At 55.0% G+C, this 20966-nt stretch carries 16 protein-coding genes; all 16 read left to right on the top strand.

What is annotated here, in order from left to right; translation table 11 throughout:
• The first annotated feature begins 186 nt into the window (after positions 1-186).
• A complete protein-coding gene (locus tag UH5x_RS05435) occupies positions 187-615 on the top strand; it encodes a hypothetical protein (protein WP_482634995.1) in 429 nt (142 codons plus the stop codon).
• Between the two features lie 76 nt (positions 616-691).
• On the top strand, positions 692-1201 hold the full coding sequence (locus UH5x_RS05430; RefSeq protein ID WP_283431085.1) for a hypothetical protein: 510 nt from the start codon (positions 692-694) through the stop codon (positions 1199-1201).
• 181 nt (positions 1202-1382) lie between these two features.
• Positions 1383-2402 (top strand): HAD family hydrolase, encoded by a 1020-nt coding sequence (locus UH5x_RS05425; RefSeq protein WP_482634994.1) that lies wholly within the window; start codon positions 1383-1385, stop codon positions 2400-2402.
• Positions 2403-2578: 176 nt separating this feature from the next.
• The gene (locus tag UH5x_RS05420) at positions 2579-4960 is read left to right on the top strand and encodes an arylsulfatase (RefSeq protein ID WP_482634993.1); all 2382 of its coding nucleotides are present in this window, start codon (positions 2579-2581) and stop codon (positions 4958-4960) included.
• Positions 4961-5115: 155 nt separating this feature from the next.
• A complete protein-coding gene (locus tag UH5x_RS05415; RefSeq protein WP_482634992.1) occupies positions 5116-5856 on the top strand; it encodes a transposase in 741 nt (246 codons plus the stop codon).
• Positions 5857-6095: 239 nt separating this feature from the next.
• Entirely contained in the window at positions 6096-7484 is a 1389-nt protein-coding gene (locus UH5x_RS05410) for a DUF1214 domain-containing protein (RefSeq protein ID WP_482634991.1), read from the top strand.
• 237 nt (positions 7485-7721) lie between these two features.
• Complete coding sequence (locus tag UH5x_RS05405; protein WP_482634990.1) at positions 7722-9587, top strand: patatin-like phospholipase family protein; 1866 nt, start codon at positions 7722-7724, stop codon at positions 9585-9587.
• A gap of 520 nt (positions 9588-10107) precedes the next feature.
• Positions 10108-10557: a cytochrome c oxidase assembly factor Coa1 family protein gene (locus UH5x_RS05400; protein WP_482634989.1), complete on the top strand. Its 450-nt coding sequence runs from the start codon at positions 10108-10110 to the stop codon at positions 10555-10557.
• Positions 10558-10897: 340 nt separating this feature from the next.
• Positions 10898-12814, top strand: a complete 1917-nt coding sequence (locus UH5x_RS05395) for a sensor histidine kinase (RefSeq protein WP_482634988.1) — start codon at positions 10898-10900, stop codon at positions 12812-12814.
• Positions 12815-12928: 114 nt separating this feature from the next.
• Complete coding sequence (locus UH5x_RS05390; protein ID WP_047816927.1) at positions 12929-13555, top strand: response regulator transcription factor; 627 nt, start codon at positions 12929-12931, stop codon at positions 13553-13555.
• 144 nt (positions 13556-13699) lie between these two features.
• Positions 13700-14071: a response regulator transcription factor gene (locus tag UH5x_RS05385; protein ID WP_482634987.1), complete on the top strand. Its 372-nt coding sequence runs from the start codon at positions 13700-13702 to the stop codon at positions 14069-14071.
• Between the two features lie 82 nt (positions 14072-14153).
• Positions 14154-15776: an arylsulfatase gene (locus UH5x_RS05380; protein ID WP_482634986.1), complete on the top strand. Its 1623-nt coding sequence runs from the start codon at positions 14154-14156 to the stop codon at positions 15774-15776.
• Positions 15777-15888: 112 nt separating this feature from the next.
• The gene (locus UH5x_RS05375) at positions 15889-16881 is read left to right on the top strand and encodes an HAD family hydrolase (RefSeq protein ID WP_482634985.1); all 993 of its coding nucleotides are present in this window, start codon (positions 15889-15891) and stop codon (positions 16879-16881) included.
• Positions 16882-18018: 1137 nt separating this feature from the next.
• Positions 18019-19017 carry a hypothetical protein gene (locus UH5x_RS05370; RefSeq protein WP_482634984.1) on the top strand — a complete coding sequence of 333 codons (999 nt, stop codon included), beginning with the start codon at positions 18019-18021 and terminating at the stop codon, positions 19015-19017.
• 115 nt (positions 19018-19132) lie between these two features.
• Complete coding sequence (locus UH5x_RS05365; protein WP_482634983.1) at positions 19133-19510, top strand: hypothetical protein; 378 nt, start codon at positions 19133-19135, stop codon at positions 19508-19510.
• Between the two features lie 18 nt (positions 19511-19528).
• Positions 19529-20788 carry an ISL3 family transposase gene (locus tag UH5x_RS05360; RefSeq protein ID WP_482634982.1) on the top strand — a complete coding sequence of 420 codons (1260 nt, stop codon included), beginning with the start codon at positions 19529-19531 and terminating at the stop codon, positions 20786-20788.
• Positions 20789-20966: the final 178 nt, after the last annotated feature.

Genomic DNA, 20966 nt, shown 5'->3' with positions numbered 1-20966 from the left:
CTGTGGGTGCCAGCGCCCTCGGCTACAGATGTAAGAGCAAGATTTGAGCGATGAACAAGCACCCGTGGCTAGCTTCGTTTTCGAACACTGAAACCCACAGAGAAGGCGGCGGTGATGGCCACAACGACAGGCAAGAAACCCACAAGAAAGACCACAACCAGTGAGCCTCAGATGACAGAAACCCCGATGACAGACACGCAACTTCGTGAGGCCGTGGTCCAGCTGCTGGAGCGCGAGCAGCAAGCGAGGGAGCAGCGCGAACTTGATAAGAAACGCGAGGAGGAAGCCGCGGTCGCCCGCAAGGAGCAGGAGACAGAAGCCGCCATGAACCGCATGGCGAGATCGGTAGAGATCATCAAATACTGCGTCCTCAGCATCTCATCCGTGATGGCAATATCGCTCGTCATCGGCATCCTGGTGCTGATGGAAGTCCAACGAGAAGCCGAGCGGATCAAGGGCGAGGTGGTAGAGATCGAACGGGAGGCGGAGCGGATCTACGAGAAATTGTCCAACCCGCTCGCGGCCGTCGGCGCCAGCTTCGACCGCGAGTTGAAACAGAGGCTAGGACTGTTCCCGAGTGACGACGCACCCTCCTCACAGAGGCCAGAAGAATAACAGGAAGAGTAAACAGTGTGCTGACAGGCAAGGCCGCAGCAAAATCGTTAACCACAGATCGTCTTAAGGAGACACCATGAAGAATTTGCAAATCATCGGACTTGCCGTGGGTATTGCCATGATGACCTGCGCGGTTAGCGCACAGGAGTCGGTGCCAAAGAAGCCGCAGGCTGCCGCGCTGGACAAACTGATGGCCGCGGTGGGCAAGCAACTCGACACCGCCGGCCAGGAAGTGAAGGGATTCTTACAGAAGACGCGGGGCGACATGGTCGAGGGCACCATCAATATCGGCATCAACCAGATGGCGATCCGGCTGAAGGCGACTCCCGAGCAAACGGCCAAGATCCAGCCCGTCCTTCGTCAGGATGTCGAGACGACTGGAGAGATCCTGGACGAGGCCCTGAGCGTGGGCTTGGCCGCTGCCCGTGAGAGCATGAAACGCGGCATGGATCGACAGTGGAGGAACGTTCGCGCCGACTTGAGCGAAACGCTTACCACAGAGCAACTGGTGAAGGCGGACGAGCTGCAGGCAGAGCTAGCGGCCCGAATGGTGGCCCTGTTCGAGCAGCCGCCCGAGCAGAAGTAGGAGCAGTAGCCAAACGAAGAGAACGAATCCGACTTTCGGCAGGCCAGAAGGCGTACCGTCTCAATCCATTAGAAAGGAAGTCACATCATGTATTCGAACATCATTCACTTGACCGAGCGCTGCGGCTAGAAGCGACAGCCACATATGGCACGAAACAACAAACAATGAAAGCGAGATAAAGATGATTCAACAAGCAATGTTGGGTATCGGCCTGACTCTGATGCTCGCAGTATCGACAATGGCCCAGGAGCAGCCGCTGGCCAGCAGCGTCATTAGTACACAGCAGGCGGATCCGCTGGGATCATGGAATGACGGACCGACCAAAGCGGCGATTCTTCAGTTCGTGCAGGATGTCACCAAAGAGGGTGGCCCGAAGTTTGTCCCGCCTGAACAGCGGATCGCGACCTTCGATAACGACGGAACCTTATGGTGCGAACAACCGGTAGTGCAGTTTGAATTCCCGATACATCGCATCAAGGCGATGGCAGGCGATCATCCCGAATGGAAGGAACTGGAACCGTATCAATCTGTGCTTGCCGCCGACGTGCAACGTCTCGTTGACGATCTGGCAAGCGGCGGACATGAATTTCTGAAAGTGATCGAAACGTCCCATGCCGGTATGTCGGTGGAAGAGTTTGACCGTCACGTCAAAGAGTTTTTTGCGACCGCCAAACACTCGAAATTCGACGTGGCTTACACACAGCTCGCCTACGCACCGATGGTCGAGTTGCTGGCTTACCTGCGTGCCAATGGGTTCAAGACTTATATCTGTTCCGGCGGCGGAATCGATTTCATGCGAGTCATCTCGGAAGAAACCTATGGGATTGTTCCGGAAAACGTGATCGGGACTAACGGCCGAAATGAGTTCAAACAGGTCGATGGCCAATGGCAACTGTTCAAGACGGCAGACCACCTGTTCTTCAATGACAAGGCGACCAAGCCCACGGGAATTGATTTGCACATTGGTCGCAAACCGATCCTTGCAGGCGGAAACGTTCGCAGCGGTGGCGACATCGGCATGTTGACGTATTGCCACAGCAACACTCTGCCTTCATTCCAATTGCTCGTCAATCACGATGATGACAACCGCGAATTCGCCTACGCGGAAAAAGACAACGCTTCGCTCAAGGCAGCGAAGGCACAAGGATGGAACGTCGTCAACATGAAGACGGATTGGAAGACCATGTTTTCAAACGATTAACCAACCGGGTGAGATCGAACTGTGAAGGAGTCGTGGCGGGGGCTTCCAGCCCCAGTTCAGAAAAAAACACTGCGGCTGGAAGCCACAGCCACATCTGATGGAGTAGGAATTGACAAACATTCTTTACGCAAGGCGCAACAATGCAGAATGACACTTTATCACAGGGTACTAACACGATGAAAATGAAAACTCTTATTCCATTCCTTGCCGTCGCGGCGCTGCTGGTTTGCAACAACCAGTCTGCCATGGCGCAAGACGGATCCCAGTACAAAATGGACAGAACGGTTCTGCCTATACAGCCACCAACCTATGCACCGATTGAGGTGCTGGACGCTCGAGATGCCACCAAGCCACGGATGTTCCAGATCAAACCACCAGAGGACGCTCCCAACGTCGTCATTGTTTTGATTGATGACATTGGCTTCGGTGCGACAAGCACTTTTGGTGGAGCCATCGAAACACCGACCTTTGATCGCCTGGCAAACAACGGATTGCGTTTCAACCATTTCCACACGACCGCTCTATGTTCGCCCACACGAGCCGCCTTGTTGTCTGGCAGGAATCATCACGAGGTCAACGTTGGCTGCGTGATGGAAATTGCCACCGGATTTCCTGGCAACCAGGGCGAACGATCGAACGATGCCAAATACTTTGCGGAGACTCTGCGTCACAACGGCTATAGCACAGCCGCCTTCGGCAAGTGGCACGAAACACCGACGTGGGAAGTCTCGGTTTCCGGACCTTATTTCCGCTGGCCAACGCACTCTGGTTTTGACAAGTTCTATGGCTTCATTGGCGGCGAAACCAACCAGTGGGACCCTGTGATTTTTGACGGCGTCACGAAAGTCGCAAAGAAGGACGATCCCGATTATCACTTTACGACGGATATGACCAATGAAGCCATCAATTGGATGAAGTTTCAACAGGCCATGACTCCCGAAAAACCGTTCTTCATTTACTACGCACCGGGAGCCACACACGCTCCGCACCACGCACCCAAAGAGTGGATCGAAAAGTACGACGGGAAATTCGATTCTGGCTGGCTCAAGTACCGCGAAGAGACGTTTGCTCGTCAAAAAGCCATGGGCATCATTCCAGAAAACACCAAGCTCGCTCCCATGCCAACGGACATCAAGGATTGGGAAAAGCTAAGCGACAAGGAACGCGAATTGTTCGCCCTGCAAATGGAGGCGTTCGCCGGCTTCGCCGAGCACACCGACAACGAAGTCGGGCGGCTGTCCGATGCGATTGACGATATTGGAGCATTGGACAACACGCTGTTCATCTACATCATGGGTGACAACGGCTCCAGCGGCGAAGGCGGCCTGGAAGGAACCTACAACGAACTGGTTCACCTGAACGGCATTTTTGATGCGGAAACCACCGAAAGCATGTTGGCTCGCGCCGACGACTGGGGTGGCCCGAATTCGTTCCCGCACTTTTCAGCGGCTTGGGCCGTAGCTACGGACGCACCGTTTACCTGGACCAAGCAAATGGCCGCCGACTATGGTGGCACTCGCAACGGGATGGTCATGCACTGGCCGAAAGGGATCAAAGCAAAAGGTGAAATTCGTTCGCAGTGGCACCATGTCAACGATGTGGCAGCGACTGTCCTGGAAGCGGCGAAACTGCCACAGCCAACGATGGTCAATGGCGTTAAACAGAAGCCACTCTCTGGAGTGAGCATGTTGTATGCAACGGATGATGCAAACGCCAAAGATCGACACACGACCCAGTACTTCGAGATTTTTGCCAACCGCGCGATCTATCACGAAGGCTGGCTGGCGCGTGTCGTACACCGTGTGCCATGGGAAAATGATCCCATTCACACTTTGCAAAACGACGTGTGGGAACTCTTCAATGCGGAAGAAGACTTTAGCCTGACGAACAATCTGGCTGATATGCATCCTGACAAACTGAAAGAGTTGCAGGAACTGTTCAAGAAGGAGGCCATTGCCAACAGTGTCTACCCGCTGGATGACCGGTCTTACGAACGCTTCAACGCTGCCATCGCTGGCCGTCCGGACCTGATGGGTGACAGAACCAGCCTGACCCTCGGCCAGGGTATGACAGGGATCCTGGAGAACACCTTTCTCAACGAGAAGAACACGTCGAAAACGATCGTTGCCAATGTGGATCTAAAAGGGAGTGACCGAGGTGTGATTCTTTGCCAGGGCGGCAAGTTCGGAGGCTGGGCTTTGTACATGGATCAAGGCAAGCCTGCGTACACCTACAACTGGTTTGGATTGAAGAGTTACACCGTCGCATCCACCAAAGCGATTGATAAAGACAAGGCCGAGATCAAATTGGTCTTTGACTATGAGGGCGGCGGAACCGGCAAAGGAGGCCAGGCCACTCTCTTTGTGGATGGCGAGAAAGTCGCCGAAGGCCGGGTCGACAAGACGCAGCCCGCGCTTTACTCAGCCGATGAAACAGCCGATGTCGGCATCGATGAATCGACGCCAGTGGCTGACAAGGTCTTTGAGGATGTTGAGGACTCGGAGTTCACCGGACGGGTGAACGACGTCACGATTAGCATCCCGGCGAAGAAGAAGTAGAAGGTTTGAACGATGCATGAGGGGCATGGAGCATGCCTCTTGTGCACCTGTTCCAACCAAGCCGGCTTGGGCCGAACTTCGGTTGATGACCTGGCGACCGAGCGAGGACGAACTGGTGTAGTAATCGTGGCTGGGGCTTCCAGCCCCAGTTTGGAATGAATTTTTGGATACTGCGGCTGGAAGCCACAGCCACTTGGGAAAACCTAATGTTACTGAGCGAAACTAAAATACGGCCATTCAAACCGTTTGATGAGTCCGGTGAAGTTCGGATTTATTACAACGGATTCTTGCCTCATTGGCGGCAAGCCGGCTGTACGTACTTCGTGACGTTTCGTTTGGCGGACTCCATTCCCGATGGAGTTTTGCAACAATGGAAATACGAACGCGGAATGTGGCTTCAAGCTCGCGGTATCGACGTGGAGTCAGAGGATTGGCTGGCGAAATTCAAACAGCTTTCGACAGAAGATAAGAAGTTGTTTGAGCGACCCTTTGTTTCCAAGTTCTTTTCGAAGCTTGATGAAGGTTTGGGCGAGTGCGTTCTGCGAACTCCAGAGCACGCAAAGCTGGTGAGTGATGCTCTACGCCATTTTCATGGACAGCGTCTAGACACGGGCGACTTTGTTGTGATGCCCAACCATGTTCATGCATTACTTACGCCTTATGCAAGCTTTGAACTCGAGGACATCTTGCATTCAATCAAGAGTTTCACCGCCAATCAGATTCAGGCTCTCCGTGGGACGAGCGGTACGTTGTGGATGAGCGAGTCTCATGACCATATCGCCCGTGACGGCGAGGAGTTGAACCGAATTCAAGAGTATATCCGAGCCAATCCTGCAAAAGCCGGTTTGAGTTCGAATGAGTTTGTCTTACACACAGCGAGGTACGCACTTCATTAACGTGGCTGTGGCTTCCAGCCGCATTTTATTGGCTGGATAAACACTGCGGCTGGAAGCCACAGCCACTTGGGTAGGAAACCAACCACCGCCCCCTCACAAGCAAGTACAAACACCGAACGAACTACTAAGAAAGAAAAACCATGAAAAACCCAACACGATTCATCGTTGCTCTTGTTGCAGTTATCGCCTGCACCACCGTGCCGCCGAGTGCTTCGGCTCAAACGGTTCAAGAAACCTATTTGGGCAAACTTGAGTTCCAGGGCCAGACCATTACCAAAGAGACGGCGGAGCTCTTGCATCGTCGGCTTCTCCAGCAGCGGGCCACTCAACTGGTGACTTGGGCGATGCCGATGATGAATTTCGAAACGCTTTATCCGGCCCTGCACAGCAATTTTGAGACCTCCAACGGGTTGGATCTGTCTGATACCGACATTGTCTTTGGTCTCTATGACGGTTATGACGGCGTCTATCCCTACATGACCGCGAACGTGACCACCCCTTACACGATCGCAATGTCGGACCTGTCGAAGACCGGGCCTGTGGTCGTTGTTCTGCCGCCCGGGGCGATCTACGGCGTGGTCGATAACGCGTGGATGCAGCCCATCCACGAGATCAATGGCAAGCCGGGAAAACTGTTGCTGGTTGGGCCGGGACAGAACTACCCCAAGAACTTCGATGGAAAAATCATCCAGTCCGACACCTTCCGAGTGGTCTACTTCTACCGTGCGCTCGGCACCGGGGATGAGGCGAAGAAACTTCGGACAGCCGTGAAGGCCTATAAATTGTCGGACGCCGACAATCCGCCAGAAACGAAGTTCGTCAAATATGAACCCAAATCGGGCGACAAGGTCGCGCTGAATACCCAGCCGCGCGACATGCGGTTCTGGGAACTGGTGAACACCTATGTTCAGCGTGAACCGATGGCGGATCGTGACCGGTTCTTCTATGCCTGGCTGAAGGACCTCGGAATCGAAAAACGAAAACCGTTCAAGCCGACTGCTCAGCAGAAAGAGATTCTGCAGCAAGGTCTGGACGTTGGCATGGCCATGTCGCAAGCGATCTCCTTCAACAAAACCAGGAGCATGTTCCCGACGTCACTCTATGGCAAGGACTCCGGTTTTGAAGACGCGATGGCCGGGATGAATCCGAAAATTGATCTGCCGAAGTACTCCCAATTCAACGAGCGGGCATCCTACGGTTTCGAGGCGACCACCACGTCGGCTGGCATGGTCTCGCGAGTGGCGGGTAAAGGCTCAGCCTATCTGGGCAGTTACTACGATGCCGCCGGCAATGCGTTAATGGGAGGCAATCACTACAAGCTCCACGTCGGCCCCAATCCACCGGCAGCCAACTTCTGGTCGGTGACCGTCTATGACATCGAGAATCGATTGATCATCCGCAACGAAATCAAACGGTCGGACCGTTCTTCCCGCACCGAAGGTCTGATCAAGAACGACGACGGCTCGGTGGATCTGTACTTCGGTCCAACGGCGCCTGAGGGCAAAGAAGTGAATTGGGTCCAGACCAACAAAGGCCAGTCCTTCTTCGTCTACCTGAGGCTCTATGGCCCCGAGCAAGCTTACTTCGACCAAACGTTCCCGATGAGCAAGATTGAGCAAGTGCGATAGGCAGTGCCGAGTACTAACGTGGCTGTGGCTTCCAACCGCAGCGAGTTCCGAACCTACTGCGGATGGAGGCCGCGGTCACGAAAAGACACCGAGATCGAAACAGGAAATACGCGAGCAACGAATTGCGGGACTTGCATTCGCAAGAAGATGCCGACTGCTGATACCGACGCGGAAGCTAGCGTGACTGGCGAATTTGTCTTGCAGGTATCCACGCGAAAGTAACCAGGGGAATCATGAATGCAGAACGATAGCGAGGGAGCGTCCGATGAACGGATCATTGTCGAACTGAAGCGATTGCCCTGGTGCCAGCGTTTAAGTGATTCAGCCATCGCTGACATCGCCTCGATGGGCGAGTATGTGCATTTGAAAGAAGGCGATATCGTTCATCTGGCCGATCAAGCATTGACCTCGGTTTTCTTTGTCGTCGATGGACGCCTGCTTGCCTCCGTCATGGATCGATTCGGCAACTGCGTCCTCGAACGAGCGTTGACTCGAGGTACTGCGTTCGGCTTGCTTTCGATCGCACAGCCCGATCAAGCAAGCACCAATGTGGTCGCGACCGAGCCAACCACAGGAATCCGGCTAGGCATTGCCGCACTCGCGAAACTCGCGAGCACGCACACTGACCTGCAGATGAATCTCTATCGACTGGCCGGCAACATCGCTCGTCAGATTGTGATGGTCGATCGGACTAAGAATCAACCCAAGCGGGTGAGCATCGTTCATCAATCTCCAGCCTGTCGTCAGCTAACGCCTGCGTTACTAAAGCGACTCAAACAGTTGGACGAAACTCTGTGTGTCTTGGGTGATGACCCTGAATGGCATCCGGTCGAAGACGTCCCATTTCGATTGTTATTCGTCGATGGAAAATTGATCAGCGAACAAGAGCGTCAGACGCATCTGGATGAGTGGTCGGATATTGGTCGCATCTTTATCGATCTGGATGCCCAACATGAGCAATTACAACTGGTTCGCTTGATGAGCGTCGCGGACCGCGTGTTGTGGTGTGTCCAACCCCGTGACGCTCACGCCGCGCTAAAGATCATCAAGTCATTGCAATCGCTGGTCGCCGGTTGGCGTGAAAAAATCTTCTTGGTTTGGTTGCTCGACGACGAAACGACGATCCCGCCCTACTTCCCCGAAGTCGCGGATCTCGTTGAACGTGATTTTAAAATCTCATTTGCGAAAGCAGCACCGAATCAGGGAGGACTACTTCCATCGGGAGTGGAACGGATCGTTCACCATCTTCGCGGGATTCAAATCGGAATCGCTCTTGGCGGTGGAGCCGCCCGTGGCATGGCTCATCTGGGCGTATTGAAAGTGCTTGAAGACAACGGCATCTATGTCGACATGATGGCGGGCACAAGCGCCGGTGCAATGACAGGTGTCCTCTACTCGTCTGGCATGAGCGTCGACTACACCATCGAAAGTTTCAAGAAAGACCTGCGTCTGCCGTGGTACTTTCGATGTTTGCCAGGCGGTAGTTATTGGTACTTGTTAGTCAAATACAGAAGAGGCCAATTCGCTCCCATGCTGCGCAAGTATCTCGGCGACACGCGGCTGGAACAATTGCCGCTTCCGATTTGTACCGTGACCGTCGATTTGGTTCGCGGTAGGCCGGTCGTCCGAGAAGTGGGCGATGCGGTACGATGTATCCTCGAAAGCATCAACATTCCGGGTTTTTCGGTGCCAATCGTGGGCGATGGCGAGGCCTTGATCGATGGCGGTATCGTCAACAACATTCCGGCAGACGTCTTGGTCGATAAAGGATGCAATTTTGTGATCGCCTCAAGCGTAACGGCGAAGTTAGAAGCTGAGTTCGCTGGGATTTGTGCTGATCAACCGGGCAAGAAACGGACTTCGCTTTCGGTCTTGAACGTGCTGATGCGAGCCAGCATGGTGCAAAACTTCAACATGAACTCCGTCGGAGTTCAGCCTGCCGATTTTATCATTGAACCTGATGTCACAGCGTTTGATCTATCCGAATTCGAGCGCACCGATGAATTGGCTGCGGTAGGTGAAAGCTCAACAAGTGAGGTGCTGGAGATGTTAAAACAACAACTGTCCAAGTTGGATAACAAGTTGTTTCCATGGGACTCGTAGCCGAACGGATCGACCGCGATCGCGGTTTGTCTATCCGATCCTGCTAACACTGGTTCTGATTTATTCCTTTTTGTTTTGACAACCGTGATTCCCTTATGAGCCAAGATTCCTCTGCAAACCAGTCCCGTATTTCGAGGTTGCGATCGCTGACCGGGGCGGCGCTGACCACCAATCTGCTCACGCCGAAGCGGATGTGGCTTGGGCCAGTGCTGACCGCCATTGTGATTGCGATCGTAGGATGGATGTCGCATCGATCGGTTGAGAGTTCGATCAAAACAAACCTTGCCGAACAACTTCAAGCGACCATGAAAAGGGGACGGGGGCAAAAGCGACGCATCAAGTTAATTGACCCCCGTCCCCTTTTTAATGTCCGGCCGGGTGGTTGTGTCGCCCCTTCGGGACTGGTTCGGGTTGGTGGAGGGAAGGTCGTCGTTCCTTTTGCTTTTGCGCGCCCCGATGGGACAATGGATCAACCTATCATTCTGCCAGCCCGTATCCTCGTCCTCTTTGCAGTCGACCGATGTCTCAAGCGCCAGTCTCCGATCCTTTCCAACCCCAACCTGCGTACACCGAACCCAAGAAATCCAACACAGGCTGTATCCTGCTTGGCTTGGGCGGAGGTTGCCTGGTCGCCTTGTTGGTTTGCGGCGGCTTGATTGGAACCGGGGTCTTCGGTGTCTTCGCGATGATCAAATCGAGTGAACCGTACACCGAATCTCTCACCAAAGCCCAATCCAACGTGGAATTGCAGTCCGTGATCGGAGAACCGATCGAGCCTTCGGCACTGGTCCAAGGAAACATCCAACTCAAGAATGATGACGGCGACGCGAATTTGAACTATTCGGTGAGCGGACCAAACGGATCAGCGACGGTTCATGTGATCGGAACCAAAGCCGATGGAAGCTGGGACTACAGCAGAATGGACGCCACCACCGCTGACGGGACGACGATTGACTTGTTGGCCGACTAGAGGTCTGTCACAGCTAAAAGTGAGGGTTGATCGTAGTGGACGAGGCCACGAGTCCTTGGATTTGACGCCAGTTCAGGACTCGTGGCCTCGTCCACTACCCTAAAAACAAATCCTGACAGACCGCTAGGAACTAAGCTGAAGCCGGTCGGCAGGAGTCGTTCGGCATGGAAAAGGTTGTGGCGAGCGTTGTTTCTCCCACATACAACCGGGGCCAACGCCCAAACGGCTCACCTGGTTGTTCCCGATCATTCCTGCCAACCTGCTTCGCAACTGGTTTTCTTGGGAAGCATTTTGCCTCGGATGACGACGGAGTTGAACACGCTTGTTTCGATTTGATTGTATGTTTGGATTGAGAACTCGGATTGGTTGTCGCGACCGAAACGCGTTGGTGCTGACCTCGCTGGCGTTGGCGTTCTGCCAATTCGTTCCGGCTATCGCGAGCGAAGCGGACGATGCGAAGACGCGGAACGTCATCGTTGTTTACTCCTACGGCGACGTTCTGCCTGCGAACGAGATCGTTGATCGGGTGCTGCGAGACAGGCTTCAGGTCAGCGGTCAGTATCGCGTTGATGTGTACAACGAGTATCTGGATATCGCACGTTTCCCGGGCAAGGAAAACCTGGAACGGACACGCTCGCTGCTCAAGGAGAAGTACGCGGACCGAAAGGTTGATCTCGTCGTCGCGGGCGGCTCAGAAGCGTTGGACTTTTTGGTCGAGAGTCGCGATTCGTTGTTTGCCGACGTGCCTCTGATTTCCACGTGCGTGGGGCAGGAGCGGATTGCGAGCGATCCTCGTTTGAATGAGATCCCCGGCATTCCGATCCGCTTGGAATTGATGCCCACTTTGGATCTGGCGATCGGGTTGCAGCCAAAGGCAAAGCAATTGTTTGTCATCACCGGTGCTTCTCAATTGGACCGGAATTGGCAGGTCTCCACTGCCGAGCAATTGAGAGAATCGGGATACGATCAACGATTCGAGGTGACGTATCTGAGTGGTTTGCCGATGGACGAGTTGATCCGCCGTGTCCAGGTGTTGCCTCGTGATGCCATCGTTCTGTTTCTGCTTTGCATGCAAGACGGCGAGGGAGAGCATTTCTTTTCGCCTGACGTTGTCGAACAATTGTCGGCGGTTTCTCCTTCGCCTCTGTACGGCATTTACAACACGTATCACGGACGAGGGATTGTTGGTGGCCACTTTGCGACGTTCGAGGGTTTGGCGAACAGCACTGCGAAGCTAGCGTTGCAGATTTTGGATGGGAACCAAGAGGCAGTGCCAGACGTTTCGCAGACGCCCGCTCTGAACCATCTCGATTGGCGTCAACTGCGACACTGGGGGCTGAACCAATCGCGTGTTCCCGAGGGCAGCGTCGTTGCGTTTCGTGAGTTGACCGCGTGGGAGCGTTACCCCGGACGGATCCTCGCGGCGATCACGTTGATCTTGCTGCAGGCAGCACTGATCGCAGTGTTGTTGATTCAAATCCGTCGTCGGCGGAAGGCGGAACAGTTGCAGTTGGCCAGCCAAGAGACCAGCCGCCGGCAGCGAGATGAATTGGCGAGGGTGAATCGTGTTGCGACCGTCGGCGAACTGTCCACGTCCATCGCTCATGAGGTGAACCAACCCTTGTCCGCGATCGTCAGCAACGCGCAAGCCGCAATCCGACTGCTGCAACAGACACCGCCTGATACCGACGAGGTCGCCGCGGCTCTGAAGGACATCGCGGGGGACGGGAATCGTGCCGCCGGCATTCTGAACCATGTCCGTTCGCTCGCCAAAAAGGAACCCCCCACTCGTGAACTCGTCGATCTGAATGAGATCGTTCAGGACGTGCTCAAGCTGGTCGCCCCGGACGCGATCAGCCGCGGGATCACGATCGAAAAGGACCTCGACAACGGACTGCCGCCCGTCGAAGGCGACAAGGTCGGGCTGCAGCAATTGATCCTCAATCTTTTGATCAACGCAGCCCAAGCGATGACGGGAACGCCACCGGACGCCAAGCAGGTGACTGTGCGGACGAGCCTCGACGACGGATCGGTTCACCTCCGCGTGTGCGACCAAGGGATTGGGCTCGATGACGAATCGTTGCAGCAGGTTTTTCATCCATTCTTCACAACGCGGACCGGAGGGATCGGCATGGGGTTGTCGATCAGCCAGTCCATCGTGGAATCGCATCAGGGTCGGATTTGGGTCACGCAGAACCCGACGCGGGGGGTCACCTTTCACGTCCAACTGCCGGGCGTTTGCGAAACAACAGACTGATGCACCGATGTGCACTCGCATCGGCAGCCAATGGATTTTCAACCGATGAGACTCGTCAAACGGTCGCAGCCCGAGGGTGTTCGCGAGCCGACGCGTGACGATTAAGATGGCGGCATGTCCGACCCCCACGCCACCGTTTACATCGTTGACGACGATGAGTCCGTCCGAACTGCCAAGGCACGTTTGCTGAAGTCGGTCGGGCTGCGCGTGGAACTGTTTGGTTCGGCTCGTGATTTTCTCGATCACCAGCGTGCTGACGTCGCCGGTTGCTTGTTGCTCGACGTCCGCATGCCGGGACTGAGCGGGTTGGACATGCAAGAACGTTTGAAGGAGACCCAAGAGGACCTGCCGATCGTTTTCATGAGCGCCCACGGTGACATTCCGATGTCGGTCCGGGCGATGAAGGCGGGTGCCACTGATTTTTTGCCCAAACCCGTCGACGATCAAAAATTGCTCGACGCGGTGGGACAGGCGATCGACCAAAACATCTTGGCACGACGTGGCAACGGCGAACTGGGGCGAATCCGAACACGCCTGGAATCATTGACACCACGTGAACGCGAAGTCTTGACATTGGTCGTTGAAGGATTGCCCAATAAACAGATCGCCAGCCGCCTCGTTATCTCTCAGCCGACGGTCAAAAGTCATCGTCGAAACGTCATGGAAAAGATGGCAGCCTCTTCCATCGCCGAGTTGGCTCGGATGGTCGAGAAGTCAACGCAGGCCTCATCGAAAGGATGATGCGAATCATCCCAAAGGATGATATTGCCGGCAGGTAAGTGTCGCTACCGTATTCACGGTCGTAGTTCTATCCGGTTCGGAACGCTTCCTTGACGGACGCGGTCTTGTGATCGGCCGAATGATCCGGTGCGGACTTACCAATCGATGCAACATCGCGCGACCATTGCCGTGATTGACAACGATGAGTCGATCCGCACTGCCTTGCGCCGTTTGTTGCAAACAAGTGGTTACAGCGTGGAAACGTTTGCGTCGGCGGATGAATTCTTGGACGCGGCGAGTTCCGAAAAACCAGATTGCTTGCTATTGGACATGCGACTCGGCGGGACAACGGGGTTGCAGTTGCAGCAGATGCTGCTCGATGGCGAGCGGTTCATTCCAACGGTGTTCCTGACTTCCCAAGAAGATTACTTGTCGCGACATGCGGCGATGCAGGCGGGGGCGTTTGACGTGCTCCGCAAACCGATCGATGCCGAAGTGCTTCTCGATTCCATTCACAACGCGATTGAGCGTGCGTGACCACCATACATTGCCGGACGGAACCGGTTGATCTCACTGAAGGAACGAAACTTTTCTAAATTGACTGTTCGGGAGAACTGGAGTGTCTAAAGGTAAAAACACGATGGCGTTGACTCAGGCGGCGCTACTCGCTCTTTTCGGATTGGTGGCAACCGTGACAACGGTTCGAGCCGCTGACCAACCCAACATTGTCGTGCTGATTTCAGACGACACCGGGTACGGCGACCTCGGTTGCTATGGCGGAGGTGCCGGCCGCGGGATGCCAACGCCCAACTTGGACCGGTTGGCAGATGAAGGCATGCAGTTCTGGTCGTTCTACGGCCAAGCGAGCTGCACGGCTGGCCGAGCCGCGATGATCACGGGTCGCTACCCGAACCGCAGCGGCATGACGACGGTCGCCTTCCAAGGCCAAGGCGGTGGTTTGCCGGCCGCGGAATGGACCTACGCATCGATCCTGCAGAAGGCCGGATACAACACCTTCTTCGCCGGCAAGTGGCACTTGGGTGAAGACGACTACGCGATGCCAACCGCTCACGGTTTTGACGTGATGCGAAACGCGTTTCTGTATCACCTGAACGCCTACACGTACCCGCTGGAATCGTTCAACCCATCGATGGAACCGGAGCTTCGCGAAGCGTTCGCAAAGATCACCACTGGGATCCTCGACGGCGAAGCCGGCAAACCAGCTCGCGAAGTGGCCAAGGTCACCGACGACAACATTGCCGAAATCGATGTGATGACCACGAAGGCATCGATCGAGTATCTCGAGAAGTTTGCCAAGGAAGACAAGCCGTTCCTGATGAGCATCAACTTCGCCAAGAACCACCAACCGAACCTTCCCGCCGAAGGCTACGAACTGAAGTCGCCTGCCAAGAGCAAGTACGGTGACTGCGTCGTTGAGCTGGACGACAACATCGGCAAGATCATGGACAAGATCCGTGAACTCGGCATCGATGACAACACGTTGGTGTTCTACACCGTCGACAATGGTGCGTGGCAAGACGTGCACCCCGACGCTGGATACACACCATTTCGCGGCAGCAAAGGAACCGCTCGCGAAGGCGGTCACCGTGTCCCGGCGATCGCTTGGTGGCCTGGCAAGATCAAACCTGACACGGACTCGCACGAAATTGTCGGTGGCCTCGATATGCTCGCCACGTTCGCTTCGGTCGCCGGAGTGGAACTGCCCAAACAAGACCGCGAAGGCGAACCGATCGTCTTCGACAGCCAGGACATGACACCGCTTCTGACCGGCAAGGCAGACGAGTGGACTCGCAACAAGTGGTACTACTTCACCGAATCGGACCTCTCACCCGATGCAATTCGTTTCGGCAAATGGAAGGCCGTCTTCAACCAACGTGGTGACAACGGTGCCCAGGCCGGCAGCGACGCCCCCGGGGCCGAATTGGGATGGCGTGGACCGCAGAAGTATGCAGCCACCGTCCCCGCGGTCTATGATCTATGGCAAGACCCCCAGGAGCGTTATGACTTGTTCATGAACAGCTTCACCGAAAAAACCTGGACGATGGTTCTGTTCAACAAAGCTACCAGCGAGTTGATGCAGACCTACGAGAAAAACCCACCGCGTAAGCTTCAAAGTGAAACGTACACCGGCCCCATGACGATCGAGCGGTTCCGCAAGGTCGACGAAATCAAATCGCTGCTGAAGAAGAAAGGCATCGATTTGAAAGAGCTGCAAGACTGATCACTTTTGCGAGGCGTGGCGGGGATGAATTCTCGCCACGCCTTTTTTCATGCGCACTCCTCTTTCGTAACGTTTCGCTCATCTCGACTCTTCTCTTACCGAAAACGAAATCATGAGACTCAACTTCTGTGCCTTCCTCGTCGCGTCTGGCGCGGCAATGCTGACCGGTTCGCTGACCGCGATGGCGGACGATCCACTTCCCTCGTGGAACGAGACAGCGACCAAGCAGTCGATGGTGGCTTTCGTCGAGAAGGTCACCCGACCAGGTTCGCCGGACTTCGTCCCCGCGGATGAACGGGTCGCGACGTTTGACAACGACGGCACGCTGTGGAGCGAACAGCCGTACTACTTCCAACTTGCGTTCGCACTCGACCGGGTCAAAGCAATGGCACCGGATCACCCCGAGTGGAATACCAAACAACCGTTTCAGGGTGTGCTGGAAGGTGACTTGAAAGCAGTCATGGCTGGCGGCAAAAAGTCATTGATCGAGATCGTTGCCGCCACGCACGCGGGCATGACGGCGGACGAGTTTGAGCAGATTGTCACCGAGTGGATCTCCACCGCGAAGCATCCCCAGACCGGGCGTCTGTACAAGGAAATGGTTTATCAGCCGATGTTGGAATTGCTCGCGTACTTGCGAGCCAATGATTTCAAAACCTTCATCGTTTCAGGCGGCGGCATCGAGTTCATGCGGCCATGGACGGAAGCGACCTACGGCATCCCGCCGGAACAGGTTGTCGGCAGCAGCATCCAGTCACGCTATGAGGTTCGCGATGGCAAACCGGTGATCGTTCGCTTGCCCGAAATTGACTTCATCGACGACAAAGAAGGCAAGCCAATTGGCATCCATACGCACATCGGCCGTCGGCCCATTTTCGCGGCCGGCAACTCCGACGGCGACTGGGCGATGCTTCAGTACACAACGATCGGTCGTTCACCGAGTTTCGGTTTGATCGTGCATCACACCGACGCGGACCGAGAATGGGCATACGATCGCGAATCGCACATCGGCCAACTCGACAAAGCCCTCGATGATGCCGAGCAGAAAGGCTGGACGGTGGTGGACATGAAGCAGGACTGGAAGGTGATCTATCCAGCGAAGTAATGGATCAAAGCGGACAAGTTCGATCGCGATCGGAAATCCCGTCGCTGGACTCGCCAAGAGTTCAGACCCGACCCCGTTCGCTGGTTGGCCGCTATCCCGAAGAGGATTTTCAGTGAGTCGACACAAACCGGGGACTCACGGACCCGGCAAGAGTTCTGCCGACCCTCCTGGCCTTTGACGATCCCCTGAGCTGTTACCCACCGAAGGCTTCGGTTTGCGAGCTTTGCTTGGACTCTTTCGTTTCAACTCCTTCTGATCCGAGACCTCAACACGAGGAATGACGTTTCAGGGTTCATTGGAAACGAAGCAGTTACGCAGGTGTCATCGGGCAAGTGAGCCGTTTGGCGTTCGCCACGGTTCCCACGCAAAACCGGGGCTGACGCTGGGCTGCGAAATATTTGGTGTGACGGAACGCATTCGTTTGCGCAAGTTTTCATCCCGGTAGGGATGTCAGATGGTAGCCGTCGGTAAGCGATCGCGCCACCGACGGACCTGTAGCCCACGCCGCCACTCTCCATCCCGCCGTGGCCGATGGCCACGGCGGGATGGAGAGTGTTTTTGGGGACGCTCGGTTTCCGGGGGTACGCTGCTACGCAGCAACCCCCGGCTACCATCTGACATCCCTACCGGGATGAAGAAAGACAGCGAGCCGGAAGAAAAATTGCATTCGCTATCCGAACGCCAACATCAAACATTTCGCAGCCCAGCCTAACGCCCAAACGGCTCACAAGATTATGCCCGATCATTCCTGCCGACCTGCTTACACGGTGTCAAAGGGCTTTGTCTCCATCCTTCCCCACGACATCTATCCGTCGGAGATTCAGGTGATTCCGTCGAGCTAGGAGGATGACCAGAATCGAATGCTCGTGAAAGGCCACATGTGTGAGGCCAGTCAGTATCCATGTATCTTGCATGCAAAGCACGAGCGACGTAGCCCCGAAGCTGGACGGGAGGCTGGACACGAGTTGCTCCGGGATCTGTACGGCAGCAACAAGAGCCAGCTGGTGGCGCTGATCAGGGCACTCACGGGACGCCGGATAGCCGGGGTTCGGCCCGAAAACCGATATGCTAATCTGGACTCTTGTCCGGCAACATCAACGGTTGCATTGCGTTTACTCAAAATACGAGACAAACAGGATGTCCAGATGGAATGTCTCTGCGGACGCTACAGATGCGTTGCAGTTGCAGTTCGGTGCCTTGATGCGTGAAGGAGAGGAGCGAGGGGAGATCCGGTTTCCAGACTTGAGTGGTGAACAGCAGCTCGTTTTGGCGGGAGATTACTCGGGTGAGCACTCTGACGCAAAGTATCAAGTAGTCAGCTTGCTTCTCTGTGGAATGTCTGACTGCATGGGCAACTGGGATGCGGATCGCACTGCCATACGGGACCAACACCTCGCTGATGGAAGACGGCATGCGTTTAAGAAGCTACATGACGCATCGAGACAACGCGCGCTCGTGCCCTTCTTGTCTGCGACTTCGGATATCAATGGCATCCTCCTTTCTGAGGCGATCGACAAGGATATTGAGAAGACTGATCTGGGATATCAGTTTCCGTTTGAAACACCTTCAACAGAACTTGTTCATGCAAAGCTGATTCGTATAGCTACGTTCGGTGCCTTGCTGGTTAGCGGTCTTGGCGCCGTTGGGCAGGACGTGATGTGGCTAACCGATGATGATGCGATCGTTGCCAATGATGAGCAAACGACTCACGCAGTCAACGTCATTGACTCGATGCTAACTCGAATGTGCCCGTTCGGTCTTGGGGAAGTCTGTGTAGGAATAGCTGGCAAGTTCGATGACAACCGACTAGCTGAAGACCTTTGTGCAATCCCCGATCTTGCTGGTGGGGCAATCTCCGAGACCCTTGGATTATTGGATGCAGCAACAATCCCGAGGGAGTCTGGTCGCTCCAGCGTGGTCCAGAGGGAATCAGCCTTCAAGGCGAAAATAATTTGCACTTGGCTCGCTACTCTTCAGGGGAAATTATCCACTGCGGTGTGCCTCGTTCGCCCGCATGAATCGGGTGGGATTCAGATGTCTTTCGCGAACCCAACGGTGGACCTGGGGGACAGTGATGAAGGATCAGAGCCCGATCCTGTCAGTGACAAATGGCGAGCATCTTCGACTTCCTGGTAGAGGTAGAAGTGTACGAGCTAGACAGGACGCCATTTCTTCGTGCAAACTCGCTCGCTGCTGCTCGGTCACCACAAGCTGTAGACCAGAACTGCATGCGACGGCGACAACCTACCCAATGTCGGTGATTGATGGTTCTCTGCTTTTTGTTCCGAGATCGCTCTATTTCGAATTTTGCTTAGCCGATATCGGGATTTGCTCAGACAACTCTATTCTAGGTTCCTCAAGGAGATTTCAGATGGATGATGCAAGCCGCACAGCTTGGTGGGTCGCGTTTTTTGGAGCAGCCATCACGATCGCTGCAGGCCTGCTCACGGTGCTGCTAGGGATTCCGGTTAGCCTCTTAACGAACTACCTAGTGACGCAAGCCGATGAACAGCAGCGACCAGTATTCCAAGCCGTGGCAAACGAAACTGAAGGGGCCTGGGATGTGGAAGTCACCAATCCCTCAGCGATGGCGCGTCGTGTCACCGAAGTGGTTCTTCGGGGAATTTAGTGGCTGATCGCGTGGAGCGTGTTGATTCTGTACTTTGTTGGGATGAACGATCTGAACCAGCACTACCGACTACTTCTTGGGCTCAGTGACGATTGGAAAGTCGTCGGCGTCGAGCTCGAACTCTCGGCCAACCAAGTCATCATCGACCTGGAACATTCGGGTGGCAAGCTTTGCTGCCCTGAATGCTCTGCATCTTGCTCACGAAGCGATACAGCTCCGAAGCGAAGATGGCGTCATCTGGATACGATGCAATTCGCGACCGAGATTCGAGCAGCGGTTCCGCGAAGCAAGTGCCCCACCTGCGGAGTCAAGACCATCTCGGTTCCTTGGGCCGGCAAGCACTCTCGGTTCACGCTGATGTTTGAGTCTTTCGCCACCCGTGTTCTGCAAGCGGCGGCCAATGTCTCCCGCGCCGCTGAGCTTCTCAGGTTGAGTTGGGATAGCGTTCATTGCCTGATCGAACGTGCGGTGCAAAGGGGACTGGATCGGCGTTCTCTGGACTCGGTTCACTATGTCGGGATGGATGAAAAGAGTCTGGGAAAAGGGCACGATTATGTCTCCGTGATGACGGACATTGATCATCGCCGTGTTCTCGATGTCTCGAAAGACCGTACCATCGCCGCGGCGGACGAACTCTGGCAAACACTCAACGAAAACCAGCGAAATGAAGTCGAATCAGCCTCGATGGACATGTGGCCGGCCTTCATGACTAGCGGAAAAAAGAACGCTCCCAACGCAGAGATCGTCCATGATAAATTTCACGTCAGCAAGTATCTCGGCGAAGCGGTCGACAAGGTGCGTCGTCAAGAACAGCGGGAACTCAAAGGCGAGGGCGACGAACGTCTGACAGGGCTTCGCCAGATGCTTCTTTACAATGAAGAGAACCTGAGTGAGGATCAGCGAATCGATCTTCAGATCCTGCAAAAGAGCGACCTTCGCACGGGACGAGCCTGGGCCCTGAAGGAGAACTTTCGACACTTCTGGGACTGCAACGGCCAGGCTGTTGGGCAGCGATTCTTTGATGGCTGGTACGGTTGGGCGATGCGTAGTCGCTTGGAACCGATCAAGAAGGTCGCGAGAATGCTCAGGGGACACCTTCCAGGCCTGATGAGCTACTTCAATCACTACGTCACGAACGCTCTTTCAGAAGGATTCAATAGCAAGATCCAGTCGATCAAATCCGCCGCACGAGGCTTTCGTTCGTTCAAGAACTACCGTTTGAGAATCCTCTTCTATTGCGGCAAGCTCGATCTCAACCCCGTCGTCTCTGGCCACTAAATTCCCCGAAGAACCAGTTTTTTAAGAGTTCTTGATATCGCGGTTGCTGGGGCAACGGCTGTTTCGGTTTGAAGCGACCGTCCCCGTTTCACTGCCAACTGGGATTGCCGAGCAGCATCACGAAAAAATCGGGGCGACACAATTCGAACGTCGTAGACCGCCCGTTTTTGGCATGGTT

It is taken from the genome of Rhodopirellula sp. UH5 (assembly GCF_056839225.1).
Note: the sequence above shows the minus strand (reverse complement) of the source record. Positions and strands in the feature narration are given on the sequence as shown.